Source organism: Cytobacillus sp. Bva_UNVM-123 (assembly GCF_046351715.2).
Classification (GTDB): domain Bacteria; phylum Bacillota; class Bacilli; order Bacillales; family Cytobacillaceae; genus Cytobacillus.
The window spans coordinates 3,211,026-3,232,655 of sequence record NZ_CM177772.1; the positions used below are offsets into that span (position 1 = coordinate 3,211,026).

Annotated in this window: 25 protein-coding genes and 1 riboswitch; of the genes, 8 read left to right on the forward strand and 17 right to left on the reverse strand. The window is 35.7% G+C overall.

The window, feature by feature from the left end; genetic code table 11:
• The first annotated feature begins 83 nt into the window (after nucleotides 1–83).
• Entirely contained in the window at nucleotides 84–995 is a 912-nt protein-coding gene (locus KDN24_RS16540; protein ID WP_409972453.1) for an aldo/keto reductase, read from the forward strand.
• A gap of 207 nt (nucleotides 996–1,202) precedes the next feature.
• On the opposite strand, the gene KDN24_RS16545 is transcribed toward KDN24_RS16540, so the two are convergent.
• The 9 genes from KDN24_RS16545 to KDN24_RS16585 form a co-directional block, all read right to left on the reverse strand.
• Nucleotides 1,203–1,961 (reverse strand): ABC transporter permease, encoded by a 759-nt coding sequence (locus tag KDN24_RS16545; RefSeq protein WP_409972452.1) that lies wholly within the window; start codon nucleotides 1,959–1,961, stop codon nucleotides 1,203–1,205.
• Nucleotides 1,958–2,707, reverse strand: coding sequence for an ABC transporter permease (locus tag KDN24_RS16550; RefSeq protein WP_409972451.1), 750 nt, complete (start codon nucleotides 2,705–2,707; stop codon nucleotides 1,958–1,960). Before KDN24_RS16550 ends, KDN24_RS16545 begins: the two co-directional genes overlap by 4 nt.
• Nucleotides 2,704–3,417 (reverse strand): ABC transporter ATP-binding protein, encoded by a 714-nt coding sequence (locus tag KDN24_RS16555; protein ID WP_409972450.1) that lies wholly within the window; start codon nucleotides 3,415–3,417, stop codon nucleotides 2,704–2,706. The genes KDN24_RS16550 and KDN24_RS16555 overlap by 4 nt, the downstream gene beginning before the upstream one ends.
• Before the next feature lie 92 nt (nucleotides 3,418–3,509).
• Entirely contained in the window at nucleotides 3,510–4,520 is a 1,011-nt protein-coding gene (locus KDN24_RS16560) for a histidine kinase dimerization/phospho-acceptor domain-containing protein (RefSeq protein WP_409972449.1), read from the reverse strand.
• A complete protein-coding gene (locus KDN24_RS16565; protein WP_409972448.1) occupies nucleotides 4,517–5,194 on the reverse strand; it encodes a response regulator transcription factor in 678 nt (225 codons plus the stop codon). Before KDN24_RS16565 ends, KDN24_RS16560 begins: the two co-directional genes overlap by 4 nt.
• A 299-nt stretch (nucleotides 5,195–5,493) precedes the next feature.
• Nucleotides 5,494–5,739: a YqkE family protein gene (locus KDN24_RS16570; protein WP_409972447.1), complete on the reverse strand. Its 246-nt coding sequence runs from the start codon at nucleotides 5,737–5,739 to the stop codon at nucleotides 5,494–5,496.
• Between the two features lie 100 nt (nucleotides 5,740–5,839).
• Nucleotides 5,840–6,508, reverse strand: coding sequence for a CoA transferase subunit B (locus KDN24_RS16575; protein ID WP_409972446.1), 669 nt, complete (start codon nucleotides 6,506–6,508; stop codon nucleotides 5,840–5,842).
• A gap of 24 nt (nucleotides 6,509–6,532) precedes the next feature.
• A complete protein-coding gene (locus tag KDN24_RS16580) occupies nucleotides 6,533–7,222 on the reverse strand; it encodes a CoA transferase subunit A (protein WP_491348084.1) in 690 nt (229 codons plus the stop codon).
• A gap of 86 nt (nucleotides 7,223–7,308) precedes the next feature.
• Nucleotides 7,309–8,496 carry an acetyl-CoA C-acetyltransferase gene (locus tag KDN24_RS16585; protein ID WP_409972444.1) on the reverse strand — a complete coding sequence of 396 codons (1,188 nt, stop codon included), beginning with the start codon at nucleotides 8,494–8,496 and terminating at the stop codon, nucleotides 7,309–7,311.
• A gap of 179 nt (nucleotides 8,497–8,675) precedes the next feature.
• Between KDN24_RS16585 and KDN24_RS16590 the strand changes: the two genes are divergently transcribed.
• Complete coding sequence (locus tag KDN24_RS16590; protein WP_491348085.1) at nucleotides 8,676–9,584, forward strand: hydroxymethylglutaryl-CoA lyase; 909 nt, start codon at nucleotides 8,676–8,678, stop codon at nucleotides 9,582–9,584.
• Between the two features lie 81 nt (nucleotides 9,585–9,665).
• Here KDN24_RS16590 and KDN24_RS16595 read toward each other — a convergent pair whose 3' ends face one another.
• Nucleotides 9,666–10,262, reverse strand: coding sequence for a hypothetical protein (locus KDN24_RS16595; RefSeq protein ID WP_409972442.1), 597 nt, complete (start codon nucleotides 10,260–10,262; stop codon nucleotides 9,666–9,668).
• A gap of 70 nt (nucleotides 10,263–10,332) precedes the next feature.
• A riboswitch (molybdenum cofactor riboswitch) is annotated at nucleotides 10,333–10,463 on the reverse strand.
• A 188-nt stretch (nucleotides 10,464–10,651) separates the two neighbouring features.
• Between KDN24_RS16595 and KDN24_RS16600 the strand changes: the two genes are divergently transcribed.
• Nucleotides 10,652–10,783 (forward strand): hypothetical protein, encoded by a 132-nt coding sequence (locus KDN24_RS16600; RefSeq protein WP_409972441.1) that lies wholly within the window; start codon nucleotides 10,652–10,654, stop codon nucleotides 10,781–10,783.
• Nucleotides 10,784–10,922: 139 nt separating this feature from the next.
• Entirely contained in the window at nucleotides 10,923–11,876 is a 954-nt protein-coding gene (locus KDN24_RS16605) for an alpha/beta hydrolase (RefSeq protein ID WP_409972440.1), read from the forward strand.
• Here KDN24_RS16605 and KDN24_RS16610 read toward each other — a convergent pair.
• The 5 genes from KDN24_RS16610 to KDN24_RS16630 form a co-directional block, all read right to left on the reverse strand.
• The gene (locus KDN24_RS16610; protein ID WP_409972439.1) at nucleotides 11,873–12,403 is read right to left on the reverse strand and encodes a hypothetical protein; all 531 of its coding nucleotides are present in this window, start codon (nucleotides 12,401–12,403) and stop codon (nucleotides 11,873–11,875) included. The genes KDN24_RS16605 and KDN24_RS16610 overlap by 4 nt on opposite strands.
• A gap of 83 nt (nucleotides 12,404–12,486) precedes the next feature.
• Nucleotides 12,487–13,440, reverse strand: a complete 954-nt coding sequence (locus KDN24_RS16615) for a hypothetical protein (RefSeq protein ID WP_409972438.1) — start codon at nucleotides 13,438–13,440, stop codon at nucleotides 12,487–12,489.
• Nucleotides 13,433–13,957, reverse strand: a complete 525-nt coding sequence (locus tag KDN24_RS16620) for an RNA polymerase sigma factor (RefSeq protein ID WP_409972437.1) — start codon at nucleotides 13,955–13,957, stop codon at nucleotides 13,433–13,435. The genes KDN24_RS16615 and KDN24_RS16620 overlap by 8 nt, the downstream gene beginning before the upstream one ends.
• A 202-nt stretch (nucleotides 13,958–14,159) precedes the next feature.
• Nucleotides 14,160–15,446 carry a histidine--tRNA ligase gene (locus KDN24_RS16625; RefSeq protein WP_409972436.1) on the reverse strand — a complete coding sequence of 429 codons (1,287 nt, stop codon included), beginning with the start codon at nucleotides 15,444–15,446 and terminating at the stop codon, nucleotides 14,160–14,162.
• Nucleotides 15,447–15,699: 253 nt separating this feature from the next.
• Nucleotides 15,700–16,023, reverse strand: a complete 324-nt coding sequence (locus KDN24_RS16630) for an iron-sulfur cluster biosynthesis family protein (protein ID WP_409972435.1) — start codon at nucleotides 16,021–16,023, stop codon at nucleotides 15,700–15,702.
• A gap of 120 nt (nucleotides 16,024–16,143) precedes the next feature.
• Between KDN24_RS16630 and KDN24_RS16635 the strand changes: the two genes are divergently transcribed.
• Nucleotides 16,144–16,356, forward strand: coding sequence for a CDGSH iron-sulfur domain-containing protein (locus tag KDN24_RS16635; protein WP_409972434.1), 213 nt, complete (start codon nucleotides 16,144–16,146; stop codon nucleotides 16,354–16,356).
• 90 nt (nucleotides 16,357–16,446) lie between these two features.
• Here KDN24_RS16635 and KDN24_RS16640 read toward each other — a convergent pair whose 3' ends face one another.
• Both KDN24_RS16640 and KDN24_RS16645 read right to left on the reverse strand, forming a co-directional pair.
• Nucleotides 16,447–17,589 carry a glycosyltransferase family 4 protein gene (locus KDN24_RS16640; protein WP_409972433.1) on the reverse strand — a complete coding sequence of 381 codons (1,143 nt, stop codon included), beginning with the start codon at nucleotides 17,587–17,589 and terminating at the stop codon, nucleotides 16,447–16,449.
• A 145-nt stretch (nucleotides 17,590–17,734) separates the two neighbouring features.
• On the reverse strand, nucleotides 17,735–18,187 hold the full coding sequence (locus KDN24_RS16645) for a hypothetical protein (RefSeq protein WP_409972432.1): 453 nt from the start codon (nucleotides 18,185–18,187) through the stop codon (nucleotides 17,735–17,737).
• Nucleotides 18,188–18,379: 192 nt separating this feature from the next.
• On the opposite strand from KDN24_RS16645, the gene KDN24_RS16650 reads away from it, so the two are divergent.
• From KDN24_RS16650 to KDN24_RS16660, 3 genes are all read left to right on the forward strand, one after another.
• Nucleotides 18,380–19,507, forward strand: a complete 1,128-nt coding sequence (locus KDN24_RS16650) for an MGDG synthase family glycosyltransferase (RefSeq protein WP_409972431.1) — start codon at nucleotides 18,380–18,382, stop codon at nucleotides 19,505–19,507.
• A 139-nt stretch (nucleotides 19,508–19,646) separates the two neighbouring features.
• Nucleotides 19,647–20,864 carry an MFS transporter gene (locus KDN24_RS16655; protein WP_409972430.1) on the forward strand — a complete coding sequence of 406 codons (1,218 nt, stop codon included), beginning with the start codon at nucleotides 19,647–19,649 and terminating at the stop codon, nucleotides 20,862–20,864.
• Between the two features lie 30 nt (nucleotides 20,865–20,894).
• Entirely contained in the window at nucleotides 20,895–21,560 is a 666-nt protein-coding gene (locus KDN24_RS16660) for a PadR family transcriptional regulator (RefSeq protein WP_409972429.1), read from the forward strand.
• Nucleotides 21,561–21,630 lie beyond the last annotated feature (70 nt).

Below are 21,630 nucleotides of genomic sequence, written 5' to 3' on the forward strand. Positions count from 1 at the left end.
AGTTAAAATTGTCCAATTTATTTGATGTAAGATAGAAACTTTCGTTAAAATAAAAAGAAAAGGTGGAAAAAGAGGTCATTTTTATGAAAAAGAGAAAATTAGGGAACTCCGATTTATATGTTAGTGAATTAGGACTTGGCTGCATGTCTCTCGGTACTGATCCAATAAAAGCTCATGAAATAATCGAAGAGGCTATACGAGTTGGTATAAATTTTTTCGACACAGCTGATTTATATGATTACGGTGAAAACGAGATGCTTGTCGGTCAAGCATTAAAAAGGTATAGAGAGCAATTAATTATTGCCACAAAGGGTGGAAACCGCTGGAACGAACAAAAAAATGGCTGGAGATGGGATCCTTCGAAAAAATATTTAAAAGAAGCAGTTAAAGACAGCTTGAAAAGATTAGGGGTTGACTATATTGATTTATACCAACTACACGGTGGTACGATCGAAGATCCAATCGAAGAGATAATTGAGGCATTTGAGGAACTAAAAGCAGATGGCTATATCCGATATTACGGAATCTCGTCAATTCGGCCAAATGTCATAAAGGAGTTTGTAAAAAAATCAAATATTTCATCTGTAATGATGCAATACAGCATCTTGGATCGTCGACCAGAGGAAGAAGCTCTACCACTTCTTCAGAATAAGGGCATAGGGGTTATGACAAGAGGACCACTCGCCAAAGGGCTATTAACAAATAAAATGCTCGAAAAAGCAATTGAAAATAGCTATCTAGATTACAGCGCCACAGAATTGAAGGATGTTATTTATCAGCTAAGAGAAAAAATCTCAACACGTAATTCAATGACTGAAATAGCCCTTCACTATAATTTAGCCAATCCTACTGTCTCTTCTGTCATTACAGGTGCCAGTTCAGTTGAACAAATTAGAGAAAATGCAAAAGCTGTTCAAGCGACTCCGCTATCTGACAAGGAGCAGGCTGTTATTCAATCCATTGTGAAAATGAATACTTATGGGGAGCATAGATAATAAGTAAAGACTGATAAAAGTAAATGTGATTTCTTTATTTTGAAAAGATGAAAAAGACGACGCCTTTGTTTCATTATGTAGCGTCGTCTTTTAATGTTTTAATTGACGATACCATGTCAAAGCTTTACTTTCAATTTCTTTTACAATGGAACCTTTTGCTTAACGCCCTTGTCATTTCCTTATTTTGTCTAAATGATAAAACCTAAACTAGGCATCTCGTTTACGGTAAAATACAATAGCTACTGTAATAAAGATCAGTGTCCATAACATTGTAATACCTGTCCCTTGCATTGCTGTAAGGACATTTATTTTATCAGAGGAAGGCGGCATATACATATAATATCCTGCCGCATCCGGAAAATAATTTTTAATACCAGGTTGAAAATCTCTCGACAATGGACTGACAATAAAATAATAACCAAGGAGTACCACTAAAGCAGGAGTGGTTTGTCTAAATAAAGCACCTATAGCTGCACTGAGAAGTGTGGTTAATGCTAGATATCCTGTTGCACCTACTAATGTTTTTATCATTGTGTCTATTTCAATTTCTACTGCTGTTTCTCTCATCATCATAAAAGTATATAGTACACCTGATGCAGCAATAGTAAACGCCACAGGAATGGTTATAATTGCCAAGGCCAAATGCTTCATGGATAATTGAAGCCCACGCCAAGGTATCGTAGTTAAAGTAGTTTGAATCTGACCACCCGTATATTCCGAACAAGTAGCTAAGATACCAAGAATAATGAAACCCGCTTGAAGATATCCCATAGAAGCAAGTCCTATATTCATTATACTTTGCGTTCCTGCTGCCCCTTGTAGACCAGCAGAAGTAAAAGCTGCGACTAAAACTAAATTAAGAATGAATGTACACATAAGAGTAAGCCATATCAATGGTAATGTAATTAATTTATCCAGTTCAGCACCAAGAATTTGTGTTATCTTTCTACTAGATGAGACACTCATGATGCAACGTCCCTCCTATGGAATACAATGGCTGCTACAATGAAAAGAACAGTTACCCAAGCAAACATGATTAAACCACCTGTGAATGGGGTGTGAAATCTGTCGCTCGTAACCATAAACATATCAAGGCCAGCCATATCTGGTAAGTAAAACGCTAATTTTGTAATCTTAGTAAGGAGGTAAGAGACTGTCACAACAGATGAATTTATCATGAGCACAGCAAGCGGGATAATGCCATTCTTAGTTAGAACCGTAATCCCAAATGCTAAAAGAGCAGTAAATACCCAGTAACAAACCGCACCGATCAGTCTAGATGCTTCAAATGCAGGTGCGTATTCACCAAGAATAAGAATTGTTGCTGACACAGTTGTTAGAATAGCAACAATGGAAAGCAGCATGCTGATCACTGTCACAGCACTTGCTTTTGCCAGCAAAAAGTGGAAACGGGATGAAACAACGGTTAAACTCGTTGTAATCTGATTCCCTCCACCAGATTCACTGCTCTCTGTCAAATACTCACTGCTGACAGCAAGCACACCAAGAATGATGATACCTTGCACACCAAGACCTAATCCAATATAGCCAATTTCCGATAGTCGTGTGCTAACTCCAGCTATAATCTCCTCTTTTTCTACTATACTGTCCAAGGCAGCAATGACCGCTGGGGCAAATGCCCCAATAAGAAAGGCTAGCCAAATGCCCGGCAGGGAGAACAATTTAGATAGTTCCGCGTTGAATGCTCTCATACAACATCACCCGTATTTTCAGATGTCAGGGCAAAAAAGGCTTCCTCCAGCGTGGAATGGTTACCTATTACTTCTTCCAATGTTCCATCTGCAACGACTTTTCCATGATTAATAATCACCACATCATCAACCGTCTCTGCAAGCTCACCCATTAGATGACTGGATAGTAACACCGTTTTACCAGACGCAGCACGTTCACGTAAAAATGTCCGAATCCAACGAATCCCTTCTGGGTCGAGCCCGTTTACGGGTTCATCTAAAACCAATATTTTTGGATCACCAAGTAGTGCAGCTGCCATTCCAAGTCTTCTCCCCATACCAAGGGAATAATTTCCAACCTTTTTCCCAGCTGCATTCGTAAGACCTACTATTTCCAGAACTTCCTCGACACGTGAGCGAGACAATCCTGCGGCACAAGCAATCCAACGCAAGTGTGCCCGTCCTGTTCGCATACGATGAGCTCCAAATCCATCAAGTGCAGCACCTACTGTTGCTAGAGGATTATGTAATTCTGCGAATGGCACTCCATTAATTAGTGCACTCCCTGAGGTGGCACGATCTAATCCAAGCAGGATGCGAAGTGTAGAACTTTTTCCTGCCCCATTTGGACCTAAAAAACCAGTTACTCTACCAGGTCTAGCTTTAAAACTGACACCTGATAAGATTTCTTGATTTCCGCGTTGTTTGACTAAGTTATTAATTGTAAGCAACCATAACACTTCCTTTCTGTTATGGTTCTCATTATAAAGAAGCAAAGTTACATCTTGGTTATCATGTTGTTTTCTTCTGGGTTAACTTTAGATTAAGCTCTGCCAATAGCTACTCTTGTGCCATTTTCAGTTGATATAAAGTCAGCTTTCAGCTTCATTTTTTTCAACATATAATTTGAAGCCGATAAACCAATCCCCGCCCCACGCTCATGGGAAGAGTGATCCATACCTGGACCTCTGTCTGCAACAATGATCTGTTCTTTTTCTACATCAACTACAATGTTTGCATACTTTCCCTCTGCTGCATGGCGAAGAATATTCTGAAATAAATTATCCAGAACCCGTGTCATCCATGTAGGATCTGCTTCCCAATAAAAAGTCTCCTCTGTCGGTAAATCAACATCAAGCTGAATTTCTTTTTCTTCAAATACAGGATACCACGCAGCAACAGATGCTCTTACTAAACGTACAATATCTGTTGAAGTTGGCCCGAAAGGATGTTTCCCTGAGGTAAGCAATGTATAGGAAAGTAAATCATCCATTAGATCTCCGACTCTTGTAATCGTATGGTTTATCTCTGTTAATGAGTTTTGTCCTTCTAAACTTATTGATTCTTTATTTAATTTGGTGATATGTCCTCTCAAAATGGTAAGTGGCGTTCGTAAGTCGTGAGATAAATTCGCAATGAGTCGATGTCGTAATAATTCCTCTTCATATTCTCGCTTGCGACTGTCTTCAAGCTGCTGAATCATCCAATTAAAAGAACTTCCTAGCTGGTCTATTTCATCCATACGATTACTTTGAACAGATATTGGTTTAGGAAATGAGTTATGATTAGCTGAAAATGACATGACTTCTTGTAAGCAGGTTAGACGTTTACGAAGTCCCAAGAAGAACAGCCAAGACATTACAACAAATGCGACAATAATAAGACCAAACAAAAGTAGTATAACGTAAAATTGATTTAACATATTGAGATCTTCTTCATTGATACCCGGAAAATCAACGAACGCAAAGAAGAAAATAAGCACAAGTGGAGGAAAAAAGATAAATAGAAAATGTCCTTTTAGAAAACGACGAAATAATGATCTAGTCTGTTTCATAGTTTCACCCGATAGCCTATTCCCTTCAACGTTTCAATAATCTCTGGGGAATCTGGATGACGTTCCAATTTTTGCCGCAGTCGATGGATATGTACCATTAATGTTTTATCGCCAGTTATGTAAGGTTCGTTCCAAATCGCTTCATAAATTTGTTCTTTTGGTAAAACTCGATTAGGGTGTCGTAAGAAGTACATTAAAATTTGATGTTGTTTCCCTGTCAATATAATTTCTTCTCCTGTGTGTTTGTCAAATACCATTTGGACTTCTGGATCTACTTCAATATGATTTCCTAATGAAACGCGTTCGGAATGTGTTCCACCACTTCGACGGATTAATACTTCTACTCTTGCAATTAATTCATCCGTATGGAATGGTTTCGTTAAATAGTCATCAGCAAATTGTAAACCATCTACCTTATCATCTATCGATGTTCGAGCAGATAAAAGCAAAATAGGAACAGCTGGAGCTGCCTTTTTTAATCGTTTTCCCACAGTAAATCCGTCTAAACCGGGTAACATGATATCCAAAATAACTATTTCATGCAGATTTACTTCTTTTTCGGCTCCTTCACCAGAAAGCAGCCACTGAACTGAAAATCCTCGCTGTTCCAATTCTTCTTTTACCCAACTGCCTATTTTCTCATTATCTTCAATATATAATACGTTTCTTTTCAAGTAACATACCTCTCTCTAAATTCCAAAATTTCCTTGTATTATAACATAGTAATCTAATTTCCAAGCAGAGTAATGAGCTTGCCTATCCATATAAAATTGTAAATATATTTGATACTAAAAATATGAATAACTATTTTATATTGGAAAGAAGATCAAAGGTAAATCACAACGTGTCTAATTTCTATTTGCTTCAAATATTAAATTTTTTCTTTATAGATTAAGTTCATGAAAAAGAAAGAAGTATTCCTCTCCTTGAATAGAGAAATACTTCTTTTGTGTTCACTTTACCCTTCAATTTGTCATTTATATTCTTTCCAGTTAAGTTCACTTTCACTAAGCAATTGTTCAAAGCTTTTATTCTTTTCTCGCAGTCTTCTTTCTTCTCTCTTTTTTTGCTCATCTTCTTCTTTTTGTTTATCTTCTACTGCTTTTAGTTCCTGTTTCTTTCCTTTTAATTGTTCCATTATATCTGTGTTCAGCATATCACCAAGTGTTAAAGGCTTATCATCTTTTTTTACTTGCACAGATTGTCTTTTCTTTTTCATTCATATCGCCTCATAAATCTTTTTTTGTGGTTAATTATATCATAAATCTTTAAAAACGAACGAAAAGCACAGCATCAAGGGCTGAGCTTTTCTAAAAAGGCTAATACGCATCTGTTAAAACATGTTCGTCCACCTGCAATGCAGCTTCTGTCGATTGAATAATATCCTCCACTGTAAATCCTTTCGCAACTTCAATGAGCTTTAAACCCGATTCTGTTACATCGATAACAGCTCTTTCCGTAATAATCCGATTTACAACAGCTTTTCCTGTCAGTGGAAGTGTACATTTTTTGAGGATTTTCGATTCGCCCTCTCTATTCGTGTGATCCATAATAACAATTATTTTTCCTGCGCCATGAACAAGATCCATGGCACCACCCATCCCTTTAATCATTTTTCCAGGAATCATCCAGTTTGCCAGATCACCAGTTTGAGAGACTTCCATTCCACCAAGAATGGCGATATTCACATGTCCCCCGCGAATCATCGCAAAAGATTCAGCACTATCAAAATAAGCAGCACCTGAAATGGCTGTTACCGTTTCCTTGCCAGCATTAATTAAATCTGGATCAACTTCCGCCTCAGTTGGATAAGGTCCAATGCCAAGCAAGCCATTTTCCGATTGCAGTACTACTTCCTTATTGGCTGAAATATAGTTTGCTACTAAAGTAGGCATCCCAATTCCTAAATTAACGTAAAAGCCATTTTCTATTTCTTTTTCAGCACGTTTAGCTATTTTTTCTCGAACAATCGCTTTTTCGTTACTCATTGACAACATCTCCTTTCCTAATGGTTATTTAGATAATGTAAGTCTTTCGATTCGCTTTTCCTGATTTCCTTTAATTAATGCTTGAACATAAATGCTTGGTGTATGAACATAATTCGGATCGATCTCACCTATTTCATACAAGTTTTCCACCTCTGCTATTGTCACTTTACCAGCGGCAGCAATCATTGGATTAAAGTTTCTCGCAGTCTTATGATAGACGAGATTCCCCATCTTATCACCTTTCCATGCCCTTACTAAACTAAAATCTGCTGTCAATGCTTCTTCAAGCAAGTATTCCTTGCCATTAAAAATTTTTGTTTCTTTACCCTCAGCAATAGGTGTGCCTACACCTGCTGGCGTATAAAATGCTGGGATACCTGCTCCGCCTGCACGAATTTTTTCTGCTAATGTTCCTTGTGGTAATAATTCGACTTCAATTTCTCCTGAAAGAACTTGTCTTTCAAACTCTTTATTTTCCCCTACATAGGAACCGATCATTTTTTTAATTTGTTTATTTTTTAATAACAAGCCGAGTCCCCAATCATCAATCCCACAGTTATTCGAAATAACCGTTAGATCCTTCACACCCTTTTCCACTAAAGCAAGGATAAGGTTTTCTGGAATTCCACAAAGTCCAAATCCCCCAACCATTATCGTAGTACCATCTTGAATCCCCTCTACTGCTGCATTAAAGGAAGTACAGATCGTTTTCATATTGTTCATCTCCCTTTCCCAATCACCCGTATTATGGTGCATTAAATTTTGAATGATAGCTCCATTTTATCTAGCAGACAGATCAATCAAGCTAATTCAACAATGGTGGCGACCCCTTCTCCACCACCAATACATAGAGTAGCAAGTCCTGTCTTAGCCTGTCTCTTCTGCATTTCATGAATTAATGACACTAGTATTCTAGCCCCACTTGCTCCGATTGGATGTCCTAATGCAATAGCTCCCCCATTCACATTCAATCTTTCGTTTTTAAAATGAAGCTCTCGACCGACAGCTAAGGATTGAGCGGCAAATGCTTCATTTGCTTCAATTAATTGAAGGTCTTCCATTGAGATAGCTGCTTTCTCAAGCGCCTTTTTAACGGCTTTAACAGGGCCAATTCCCATAATACTTGGATCCACCCCTGCACTTGCATTTGCTTTAATCGTTACTAAAGCCTGAATATTAAGTTCATCGGCCTTTTTCTTACTCATGACAATGAGGACAGCTGCCCCATCGTTAATTCCTGAAGCATTTCCAGCCGTTACACTGCCATCCTTTTTGAAAGCTGGACGTAAAAGTGCTAGTTTTTCAGTTGTCGTCCCTTTTTTCGGATACTCATCTGTATCAAAAATGATCGGTTCACCTTTTCTTTGTGGAATCACAACTGGAATAATTTCGTCCTTGAATTTACCTTTTTCCATTGCCTTGATTGCTTTTTCCTGACTTTGCACCGAAAATTCATCTTGTTCTTCTCTTGTTAGATCATATTTATCGCAAAGGTTTTCAGCTGTCATTCCCATATGATAATCATTAAATGCGCACCATAATCCGTCCGCAATCATTGAATCTACCAGCTGTTGATTTCCCATTTTGAAGCCGTTGCGAGCATTTTTTAGAATGTACGGAGCTTGGCTCATATTCTCCATTCCACCTGCTACTACAATATCTGCGTCACCTGACAAAATGGCCTGTGTTGCGAGATGAACGGCCTTCAATCCAGACCCACATACTTTATTAATCGTCATTGCGGAAACGCTTTCAGGGAGTCCCGCTTTTAGTGCTGCTTGCCTAGCGGGATTTTGACCAAGTCCAGCCTGTAGTACATTTCCGAGTATTACTTCATCTACAAGCTCAGGTTTCAAACCGACCTTCTCAAGTGCTCCTTTTATTGCCACTGCACCAAGCTCAGGAGCAGATATATCTTTTAAACTTCCATTAAAGCTTCCGATTGCTGTCCGAACAGCACTAACAATTACTACTTCTGTTTGCGACATATTTTTCATCCTTTCTTCATCTTTTCCTTCACTTATTTCGAGAATTAAAGAAAAAATCCTTTAATTTTAGCAAAATTTCTATTATTCTTGCATTTACAAAATCATTCAAACTAAAATAAAGATAGCGATTACAATCCAATGCTGTACCTGTTAAAAACTATGAGAGGGGAGAAGAAAACATGACGCTACAATTGCCTAAAAAAGTAACGATTATTGAAGTAGGTCCACGAGATGGTCTACAAAATGAAAAAGTATTTGTTCCGACAAATATAAAGAAAAATTTTATTAACTACTTAAGAACAGCTGGGATAACGGAATTAGAATTAACTTCCTTTGTATCACCGAAGTGGGTGCCACAAATGGCTGATTCAGAGGAAATTGTTTCTGAATGCTTGGATGAGAGTACACGTAATATTGTACTTACCCCAAATAGAAAAGGAATTGAAAGGGTCTATTTGACTAATTGTACAGCGGTTGCTGTATTCGTAGGGGTGAGTAATACATTTAATTTAAAAAACATAAATAAACCAACGATGGATAGTATGAAAGAGTTAGTCCCTATCATTGCTGAATTGAAGGAAAAGCACTATTTTGTACGGGCTTGTATATCGACAGCCTTTTATTGTCCATATGAAGGAAAAATGGAGATTGATGACACATTAAGCTTATGTCGTCAATTTGTTGAAGCAGGTGTTGATGAGTTAAGTGTTGCTGATACAATCGGCATGGCTGCTCCACATGAATCATTTTTACTATTTAGTCGTTTAAAAGCAGAATTTCCAAATACGTTACTGACTGCCCATTTTCACGATACGAGAAAGCTTGCTCTTACGAATATTTTTGCTGCTTTACAAGCTGGAATCGAACGTTTTGATTCTTCAGTTGGCGGACTTGGTGGCTGCCCATTTGCCCCTGGATCTGCGGGAAATGTGGCAACAGAAGATGTTGTTTATATGCTTGAAAGGATGGGAATAGAAACGAATATTGCGTTAGAAAAGCTGATTATGGCCATTGACATAATTAAACCATACGTAAATCGTCCGATTGATAGTCATTATTATCGGCTAAAACAAATGAATTTGAATTAAATAGAAAATGAACAATTAACAGTAGCGCTTTAAGCAAAGTTACGAAGCTCAAGCGCTACAAAATAATAAATAAGCATGTATCTAGATTGAGAATACTTTTCCTTTTGGCTTCCATTCAACAGATGGAATGTTAAAGCAATAGCCTATCATATCACTTTCTTTAGCCATTTTAGCCCATTCATGATCTTTCAAATTATTTAAAGCCATTGGAAAAAGAAAATTCTCTTCGCTTTTTATAATTTCCCTTATTTCATATAAAATAGTATTTAATAAAACAATAACGGTCTGTTTTTCACCTTTATAATGGATTAATTTTTGCATAACATAGCTTAAATTATCTCGAATAAAGTCGTAATGTCGCCACATTTTATTAGAATGGACCCTATTTACATAGCTCTCTAAAAATGGAGACAGAAGTTTTTCAATACGAAGGTAATGCTTGTCAATTTCAAATAATAGAAAGCAATCATCAAAAAGCTGATTTGTATTTTCAACTGTATCTTTTTTTGCGAACTCATCCAAATGAAGTCGAATTTTCGATTCTATTAATCTTTCCAATTCGCGGTTTTCTAGCTGAAATAGATGAATAGGATGACCAAATTCCTGTTCCATTTCATGAAAAATTCCTTCATCTAATTTTAATAACCTTAATGTACGACTATTTATTCTTGCTCTCATTACAAACACCCCTTTCAAGCTTTTCTAGAAAAACAAAAAAATCCAACACAAAAAGGTTGGATGATCGTCAATTCCAAAATATCCTCCTTCTTTATAAATGTGAAAAGCATTTCAGTTTCCCAAAATACCCTGTGGGCAATGGCCCAGGCTTTTATCCATGAGTTTCCTTTTAGGAGTCCAAGCTCGAAGAAATAAGTATTCAATTTACCTAATTATAACTATTTATGACTAAATATAACAAATAAATAATTATGAATATTATGTGACAGGCTCGTTACTTCATGATTCATTATAAAATAAAGCGACTAACGTATTCCTTACTAGATGAATAAACTCGTTCATGTTTAACCATCCTAACAAATGTAAAATATGAGAAAGGGGAAAAAGTCATGAGTCAAAAACGAGACAAAGGTTATAGCCAAAAGGGAAAGCCAAATAGTGAAACAGTTAATCAAACAATTGCTGCTGAGGAATTAGAAAAGGCCATCCATCCAACAAAAAGAGAAAATTCTAAGCAATAAGCTGCTCCCTGAGTAGCTTATTTTATTTTAGCTAGTAAGAAATCCCGTTAAAAGCAAATTAAAATCCTCTTTCTTGTTTTATTTTTTTCCAAAATGGTAAAATAAAACAAGGGAATTTTGTGTATTGGAGGAGAAAAATATGAAAAGACTACTTCGTTTGACAAGATACTTTATTTCTTTCCTTCTCTTTTTGACATCAATCGGTTTGTATTTTACGAATAGACTAATGTATATGAAAAAGAAAGCGGATGAATTTATTGTAAATAGGGAAAAACAAGCTGGTCGCTACAATCCAATCGAGTTTGAAAATTTACCGAAGGAGGAAGTGCTCATATCTTCTCCATTCGGCTATAATTTAAAAGCAATTGTTATTGAGCCTCATCCTCATAATCGCTATATGATTATTTCACACGGAGTAACAGAGAACAAAATCAATTCAATTAAGTACATGAATCTTTTTTTAAAGCGTGGATTCAATGCGGTTATTTATGATCACCGCCGTCACGGTGAATCTGGAGGAAAAACAACGAGCTTTGGCCATTATGAAAAATTCGATCTCCAAGCAGTAATTGATTGGTTAAAAGATACAAAGGGGCCTCATATTCAAATTGGCATTCACGGTGAATCAATGGGTGCTGCCACGATGCTGTTATATGCTGGAATGATTGAAGATGGTGCAGATTTCTATATTGCTGATTGTCCATTTTCCGATTTTAAAGAGCAGCTTTCCCATTTATTAAAAAAGGGGATGAAATTACCACCAAAAGTCATCCTTCCTGTTGCCGATTTAGTATTACGAATGCGGCAAAAATATTCCATAAAAGATGTCTCACCTATTTCTGTTATCGAAAACATTAAAAATCCAATCCTGTTTATTCATAGCCAAAAAGATGATTTTATTTTGCCAACCATGTCTGAAGCATTATTTGAACGAAAAACAGGTCCAAAAAAGCTTTATATTGCCTCAAATGGTGTTCATGCACAATCATTGAATGAAAATAAAGACGACTATGAAAAAGCAATTGATGAATTTTTGAATGATTATGTATTTCCAAAACAGAAAGGGATGAATGGGCAGACCAGTAGCTCCTAATCTGGTCTGCCCATTCCCGCTCCGTCATTTGAAATTCCTCTTGCCGATTTGTAGTCTCCCACTTTAATATAATAGCGCCCGCTTTCTTTCTTAATGATCCGAGCGCTGTCTACTCGCTCCTCCGCTCCTAACACTTCCACTCGATTAAATTCCTTGTTTTCAATCTTTCCAAAAATGACTGGATGCCTTGTTTCTACGTTTCCTTCGCGATCATAAACATAAAATACTGTCGTATAGACAGTAAGCTGTTCATCTTCCTCATATTCCCAATGATTATGGCCAGCATTTTCCCATCCATCTTTATCATTTCCCTTTAAAAACGCAACAGTTAAAGCATCGAACTCACCTTGCTTGTTTTTCTGATGTGTTAAATAAAGTAAAATGACGCCATCCTTAACCTTTTCTTTGTGGATGACTTCTTTTACATTAAAGGGGATGTCTTTTTCAATGACCTTGTTCATTGGTACAGCTGTACAAGCTGACAGGAAAATAACGATAAAAATAAAGACTGTCTGTTTCCTTCTCATGCTGTTCCCTCCGCTTTACTAACATCTTTAACATTTAATGTTCATAAAGCGGGAAACATGCATCATTTTTCACAATACCATTTTTAATTTAGAAAAGTCTTGGCAATTTCGATTAATCCCTCAATCTCTTCACTTTCTACGAACTTATCTGGCCACCATGAAGTAGAAATAGAAATTAAAAATTTCCCAAATTCATCTTCTTTTACAAAATATATTTGATGTCGCTCTTTATTATATAAAAAGTCAATTCCATCTTTCGTTATTTGAGTATGTATTGATAAATCATCTGTTGTCGACAACTTCTCTTTAATAGGTTGTATAATGATATGAATGCTTTGCCGATCTTCTATTTTCGTGCTCTCACTTTCATAATGAAGAGTTAAATTTGACAAATCAGCTGTTAAAGTTCCTTCCCTTGTAATGTACTCTAAATTCTTTTCCTTTGCTTCCTTGTACATTTCCTCCGCTAATTTTAAATGATCTCTTTCAGTAGGAACCTCGTAATACATTGTTCCTGATTGAAGTTCTAATTTATTTTGTAACTCATCCTTTAAATGAAGAAATTCCTTTATATCAATTGGTATTTCCGTTACACTTTTTAACTCTTTGCCACTGTAAAGCGCTGTTAATGCTGATACACCAATTTTCTCATAAGCATCTACTGGTAAGAAATAATTAAACTTTCCAAGTGGAATATCCTGACTAATCTTGTCTTTTACACTTCTATATTTTGCCATTACCTCATCATACTTATGGTGCGGTTCTGCTTCTTCATCTGTCATTTCATTCATCTCAAAAATTTGCTTTCCATCTGAGCTAAAAAACTTCCACCCTGTAAAATGTATAGCCGCCGTAGCAATTGAAACCGAAGCAAAAATCGTCAAAAATGCTGTAATGAATGATGCCCGTAAAAATATCGGTCTTTTTTTCTCTTTTACTATTTTTGCAGTCAAATACTCATTCGAATGCATTTCGGGAATTGCTTGTTTCTTAAATCTTTGCTCAAACTCTTCAAATGATTTAATTTTATTATTCATCGTGGGTTCTCCTTTCGATCGTTTTTTGGATTTTCAGCTTAACTCGTTCAAATCGTTTTCTAGCGGCTGGTACTGAAATATTAAGAATTATGGCTATTTCTGCAAAATCTCTATCCTCGATAATGCGGAGAACGATAATTGCTCTTTCCTTTGCTGATAGTTTAGCTAGTATGTAATCCAATTCAAGGTCTTCATGCTTTTCATACTGGATTTCTTTCTGAGAACGATTTTTCTCGGTAAAAGGAATAAATTCAATGATTGCCCTTCTTCTCACTTTATTTATGCAATGGTTATGAGCAATTTTATACAACCAGGCACGATGATTGTCGATTTCACTTAACTTATTACTCTCATAAACCTTTAAGAAAACGTCTTGCACAGCTTCTTCTGCATCATGAGTATTTCTTAAAATGTTATAGCAATAGACAAATATTTGCCGATGGTATTCCGCAAGTAATTCTTCTACGCTAATCTCACTTATTTCCTGAATACCATATTCTAGTTTGTTAGAATACACGCCACATTCACCCCCTCTATTAAGTATGACAAACCATGGCTTACTAATGTGACAATTTTTAACGTAAATAATTAACTATATTAAACATACCTGTTGATTTCCGCTCCAATCAACAAAATAGCATAATCAAAAAATTGATTTTCATAGCCATATAAAAACAGGCACTTATCCTTTAAAGAATAGTGCCTGATTCATTTCACATCTATTTATCAAAAAAGAATGTTTCGATTCCTTCCTTACCAGTCTGCATATCTTTCATTTTGTAATGATTATTTCTTACCTCCTCTTCACCAATAATAATAACATTGCGGATGTTCTCTTTATTTGCTTTATCTAAAGCTTTTCTTAACCTTTTGATTCCCATTTCAAGTTCTACCTTATAGCCCTGTTCCCTTAAAGCTTTCGCAACTAATAGGGATTCTTTCAATGTATTTAGCGGAATAACATAGAAATCGATAGTAGAATCATTCAGCTTTTGTTCCTTCAATTGATTGAAGGCCGTGTAGATGACATCAAGTCCGAATGATATGCCGACTGTTGAAAAATTCTCATTTGTTCCGATTAATCCACCAATAGCGTTGTCATATCTTCCTCCACTGCCAATGCTAGATTTAATCGTTTGATCCGTTAGAAATATTTCATAAATCGTACCAGTATATATTTCTAAGCCTCTTGCTAAAAAGGGATTAAATACACATTGAGCTTTGACACCTAATGTTTCTAAATAAGATTCTAACTCCTTTAGCTCTGCCAAGCCTTCTTTAACCAGTTCATTTTTGTTAGCAAATGGCTCAAAATATTGATAGCTTGTATTCTTTTTATCCAATAAAAATTGATTAATATATGAAACGGTTGCAGTTGAAAGTCCTTGTTCTGTAAGTTCGAATGTTACTGCCTCCAGCCCTACTTTTTCAAGTTTATCGAGGATCAGAATTACTTTATTTACCTTTTCTTTTTCTGTTTGAAACACTTCAAGTATACCCGTTAATAATTTTCGGTTATTATATTTGATCGTAATGTCTAATTTAAGTTTAGCAAAGGCATCTAAAGCCATCATCATTAATTCCGCTTCCGCAATTTGTGATTCTACGCCAACAATATCAACATCACATTGAGTAAATTCACGGAATCTTCCTGTTTTGATCGGTCCGTCCCTGAATACTTTTCCAATCTCATATCTTTTAAAGGGCAGCTTTAAGCTTGGATTCATAGCGACAACCTTTGCAAATGGAATGGTAAGGTCATAGCGCAATGCTAACTCCCTTTCACCCCGGTCAGTTAGCGTATACATTTCTTCTACTATTTCCGCACCTCCCCCATACTTAGAAGCGAGGAGCTCTGTGTAATTTAAGATTGGGGTTTCCAATGGCTTGCAGCCATACTGGATAAATACATCTTCTAATGTTCTCCTAATCTCTCTGCGAACAACCTCTGCATCCGGTAAATAATCCTGTGTTCCCTTAACATTTTGATAATCCATTTTTTTCATTAAATTATTCCTCCAATTTTTTTAAAAAATAAAAAAACCGCATTCGATTTAAGTTATATACTTAATCAATGCGGTTTCATGATAAATAGCCTTCCTATTAACGATTTATTAAAAATCGGATAGCAAGACTATTTCATATGATGATGTAATTGTGATAAGGAAATCGTTATTATTTGCATTTTTCCCACCTCTAATTTCTATTTAATTTATCACATTCCAAATTGGATTGCAATTTCTACTCAGCATTTTTTATTTATGTCCGATCGTAAAAACTCATTCTCGGGTTTAAGTATTCATTCGTACTTTTCAATTGAAAACAATTAGCTTTTTCAGAAAAGTCAATTGTCATTTTTTCATCGAAAAAGACTAACTGCGATTTTTCAATATAAATGCTTCCGGCTTCCGTTTCTATTTCCTTGTCGTCTTTCTCTAATTCGTTTACAAACCAAAGTACTGGTACACCATTCACACCACACCCGCAGTCATCAATATCATATTTCAGCTTTAAATAGCCACTCTTTGCTGCTAGCCGAGCTTTTAGTTTATTTCCTGCTAATTTCGTGATGATTATTTTCATCATTTCCACCCTTTTTGCTGTGATATTTTCATGCTTTATATATAACGATATTGCTTTTTTCCTCTTTTCCTTATAACATTGATTATAAATTGTGGCAAATTTGTGAAAGGGTGGTTAATGATGTCTAAAGTAACAATTAAAGTGAATGATAACGGTTCTTATCGAATTACTGGAGATGTTGAATTAGTTGATGCAGAGGGAAATAAATATGAAACGAAACAAACATTCTCCCTTTGTCGTTGTGGCATGTCTGCAAAAGCACCATTTTGCGATGGTACTCATAAAGGAAAATTCGAGTCTGTTGTTCGGGCACCTATAGTTGCGAATGAATAAATAGAAGCTATTCGTCATACACATGATGCTTTCCAAATAAAAGCTCACATGTGTATTTTTTTACTAAAGAGGGAATTATCTTTTTCTTAACTAAGCATATTCCTGTTTATTTTCTTTATCGATTACAGTTGTATATGAATGAAGCAAGTTTTCAAATATCGTATCCCATTTTTGAGTGAGTGCATACTTTCTGCCCTCAATCCCCATTTGGTTTCTTAATAAGTGATTATGCAAAAGTTCTATTACAGCATTTGTAAAATGCTGTACATTTTCTGGCTGACATAGCCTACCCGTAATCCCTTCTTGAATAATACATTTCACTCCGCCTGAATTTGCACCGACAACAGGTGTTCCGCTAGCAAATGATTCGAGAACAACATTTCGAAATGTTTCGGTTGGCGATGGAAACACAAATAAATCTGCTGCTGCATAGATTTCTGCTAAATCCCTTCCTTGTAAAAAACCGACAAAATCCATATTTTCAAGAGCATCTTTTTGCATTTGATTTCTGCTAGGACCGTCACCGACAATTAACCACTGAAGATTTTCATTTATAGATGGAGGCAAGGCTTTTGCTACTTCTAGTAGTGTTTTGATATCCTTCTCCGGTGCCAGTCGTCCTACATAAATAAGAAGAAACTTTTTGCGAATTTGATATTTTTGCCGAACAGCGAACTTATCATAATGAGGATGAAAAAGTTGACAATCCACCCCTCTAGACCACACTTCCATATTCGTAAATCCCTTTCTCTTTAATTTTTCTAACGTGTCAAATGTTGGAACAAAAGTTTTCCTTAATGAGCGATGAAACCAATTCATATATTTCCATAAATACTTTGACATAAATTGCAAATCGTAAAATTCTAAATAATAGTCAAAATCAGTATGATAAGAACCTACTAATGGAATATTCAGTTTTTTTGCGTAATATGCTCCACATTGCCCCATATTAAATGGAGTAGCGACATGGATAACGTCTGGTGCGAAACTAATTAATTCCTCTTTCATTTGGAAAGGGTTTGGAAAGGCTAAACGGCATTCAGGATATAGAAAAAAAGGAAGACTTTTAAAACGGTGAATATGGTTCGTCACATATTCACCCTCTAGAGCAGTTGGAGCAAAAACCTTATACGAAATATTTCGGCTACTTAAATAATCAGTATACCGTTTTAATGTTCGAGCAACCCCATTTATATCCGGGTAAAAGGTGTCAGTGAAAAAGGCGATTTTCATATGATCCACCTCCAAATAATAAAACCTTATACGTGCTGATTTCATCATCCTAATAAATTGTAGCTCATACAGCCACATATAACCCCTAGTATTCCCGCTAGGTCTACCAATAGAAACGTAAGTAATTCCATAGTGTTGAATTTTTTCAAGTGAATAACAATTGCGCCCATCCACAATGACTGCATCCTTTTCGTTGAATTAGCATATCCATTCGATCATTGGTTCCTATCGGAACTGTACTTTTCGTACAAATAATCATGTCATTTTTGGCGTTTATCGCAATTGCATGTGAAACGTTAAATACAGCATCGAGATTTGCCGTTCCATCTTCGTTCTCTGGTGTTCCGACAGCAATAAAAATAATATCTGCATTTGAATAAGCATGTTGAGGATTCGTTGTAAAAAATAAACGGCCATTAGAAAGATTTTTGTGTAAAAGCTGTTCAAGCTCTGGCTCGTATATGGGGGAGCACCCCGTTTGCAGCATTTTGATTCTTTTCTCTTGAATATCGATGCATGTAACTTCGAAACCCATTTCTGCTAAACAAATACCTGTCACAAGCCCAACATACCCTGTTCCAGCAACCGTGATTCTCACACAATCCCTCCCGTTATAAACTTCTTCAAGCTTATTTTATAAAAGGAATATAAATTCTTTCTTGACGCAGTGTTAAATCATTGTAAAAAAAATCTAGATAATTTTTCAAAAAATTTATATTACGATCAATTTCCTTCATACTACCTAAAAATTCACTTGGTAAACTAAAGAAAACGACGGAGGTTTTCCACAATGAGACGTCCTACAGCTTTAATTCTTACTGCGAAATATGGCAATGGACATGTGCAAGCTGCCAATGTCCTTGAAAGTCATTTAAAACAAAGAGACATCGATCCGATCGTTTCTGATTTATTCGAGGAATCCTATCCTGCCTTTTCAACTATTACACAATCATTGCTAATCAAAAGCTATTCTTCTCATACTACTTTCTATAAATGGTTTTATTACGGCACGAATAAACTGAATTCGAAAGGACTTGCACAATTTTCTAGTTACCTCGGCCGCAAGAGACTATTAGAACTCATTCATCAATATAATCCAAGCTTTATCCTATTAACCTTTCCACTCCATGCAGCACCATCACTTATAAAAAAATCAAGAATTTCAATTCCGACATATACGATTGTTACTGATTACTGCTTACATCCATATTGGATGAATCCATATATTCACCATTATTTCGTCAGCTCAGAAATGGTCAAAAACTGTCTATTAAACTACCATATTAGTGAAAAGCGTATTACGATTAGCGGAATCCCTATACGCTCACAATTTGAAATGCCAGTCAATAAACATTCTGTCTATCATAAATTTCAGCTAAATCCTTATAAAAAAGTGATCACCATTCTTGCTGGCGCTTTTGGCGTTTTAAAAAATGTGAAAGAATTATGCGAGCTGCTGCTCCACTTTCCTACTTACCAAATTGTCGTCATTTGTGGAAAAAACGATTCTTTATACAAGAGCTTACAGCCTATGGCCTCTTTATTTCCGGTATCTTTTCGATTATTCGGCTATGTAGAAGATATTCATGAATTATTTGCGATAAGCAATTGTTTGATTACGAAACCAGGTGGGATAACTTTAACTGAGGCAACAGCTACAAAGGTCCCGCTAATTTTGCATCATCCTATACCAGGTCAAGAATCAGAGAATGCAGTATTTTTTGAACAAAAAGGAGCGGCACTTATATCACACTCCATATTTGAAGTTGTCAAGCATGTTCATACTGTTTTGCAAAACGACGAAATATCAGAAAAAATGAAGATCGAACTACATCATATATATAAGCGCGATTCTGCCGCCATTATTGTTGATCATGCCATTAATGGAATGAAACTGCCTGATAGTAAATTAATCTAGTACAGAAAAAGTTCATAATAAGCCGAAAAGCCTCATCAATGTGATGAGGTTTTTTTCTCTGTTTTTATATATAAATATTTACATATAAAATATTATATATTAAACTATTGTATATTATCTCCAAGAAGGTGGAAAATGAATGATATTAAAAAACAATCCAGCATTTCGTTATTTATTTTTAGGGAAAATTTCTAGTGTTTTTGCAGATTCTGTGATGTTTTTTTCTTTATTAAAATGGATTGAAGTTCAATCAAATGGGACGGGGGCATATACTCTTTTCTTCGTTGCTTACTATTTACCCATCACTTTTTTTGCTCTGCCAATTGGCACATGGATTGAGAATAAAACATTACAAAAGGTTATGGCATATTCAAATATTCTTCGGATAACTGTCATTGCTGTTTTTATCATTTCGTTGCCGCTTATCAGTTATCAGTGGGCTTATTTGCTTTTAATTATGTTGAGTATTTTAGGATTATTTTTTATGCCTGCTAACCAATCACTATTACCTCATGTCGTAAAAATTGCAGAGCGGCCAACCGCTAATAGTTTCCTTTATGTCGGTCTTACTGCTGTAAAAATATGTGGACAAATCTTTACAGCACTCATGATCAAACTGTCTGTTCAGCCTGTTTTATTATTACTCATGTCTGCGACACTTCTTTTTCTTTCATTTATTTTTATTAATCAAATTAAGCCGCTCATTAAACGAGAACGAAAGGGAAAACAGCGGCCATTCACATTAATGAGTGAAGGAATCAAGTACATCATTCATCATCCTCAACTGAAGGCATTGTTTTCCTTTTTAGCTTTAGCGATTTTTTTTATCTCATCAGTTGATTTAATTCTTATCAATTTTTTGACTGAGCGATTATTAGTTGGTGTTGAAAATTTAAGCTTTATTGGAACGGCTTCACTTATTGGCATTGCAATTGGGGCTGCAATTGCCCCAAGATGGTATCGACAAGTTGAAAGAAAATGGCTTATCATCGCTCCACTCTTTGCACTAAGTATTAGTATTGGCTGCCTATTTTTTATTTCGAATTGGCTACAGATTCTGCCACTATTTTTTATGCAGGGAATTGCGGTAGGTTGCTATAATGTCACTATCATTACTTATCTTCAAGATACTGTTTCTAGTGAGAATTATACGAGAACCTTTAGTTTATTTAATATGATATCAAGTTCAATGGCACTGCCCGGTGTCCTTTTAATTGGTGTATTATTATCTAAGGTAGGTGTTTTAAACACGATCATTAGTTTTTCTGGAATCTTATTCATTATAGGGATATCTGGAATATTCGTTTTCCCACGACTTGGGAAGGGCTATTCAAAGGATTACATACAGGCTAGTTGAAATTATCTTTTTTTGAAAGGATGAAGTTCATTGTCTTTACGTTTTGGCATACTAGGGTTTTTAAGTAAATGGGAAGCGAGCGGATATGATTTAAAGAAAGAATTTGATGATATTATGAGTGTATTTTGGCATTCACATCTTTCGCAAATTTATCCTGAATTAAATAAGCTTGAAAAAGACGAGTTCATTAAAAGCAGGCTTGTAGAGCAAGAAGGTAAACCTGATAAAAAGATCTATTCCATTACCGAAAAAGGAAAGGGTGAATTAATAAACTGGCTTCTGACTCCACCTGAAATACCAAAAATGAAGGATGCTTTTCTTATGCAAACATTGTTTATGGATAATATTCCTGCTGATGAAGTTCTCCTTAAACTCCATATGTATAAAAAGGAAAGACAACAGCGTCTAAATAAAATGAAAAACATTGTTAGTGAGAGAATAAAAAGCTTGAAAGAACGAAATGTCATAAAACCAAGAATATTAATGAGTTCTGCTGTGTTAAAGCGGGGACTTGAACAAGAAATTCAATACATTAAATGGTGTGAAGACACGATCGGTTTAGTTGAAGCATGTAAATATCTTTGGAATAAGGAGGAATATATCCTAAATAATTCCACAAGCGTCGTTCCCTTTACCGAAGTTGAGGAAATCATCATGAACTATTTTGGTGACTTTAATATTGATAATAAAGCTTAAATCCCATGATAAAAAGTCCTCGTGTAATACGGGACTTTTTATCTTCTAAGCTTATCCTTAATAGAAAAAC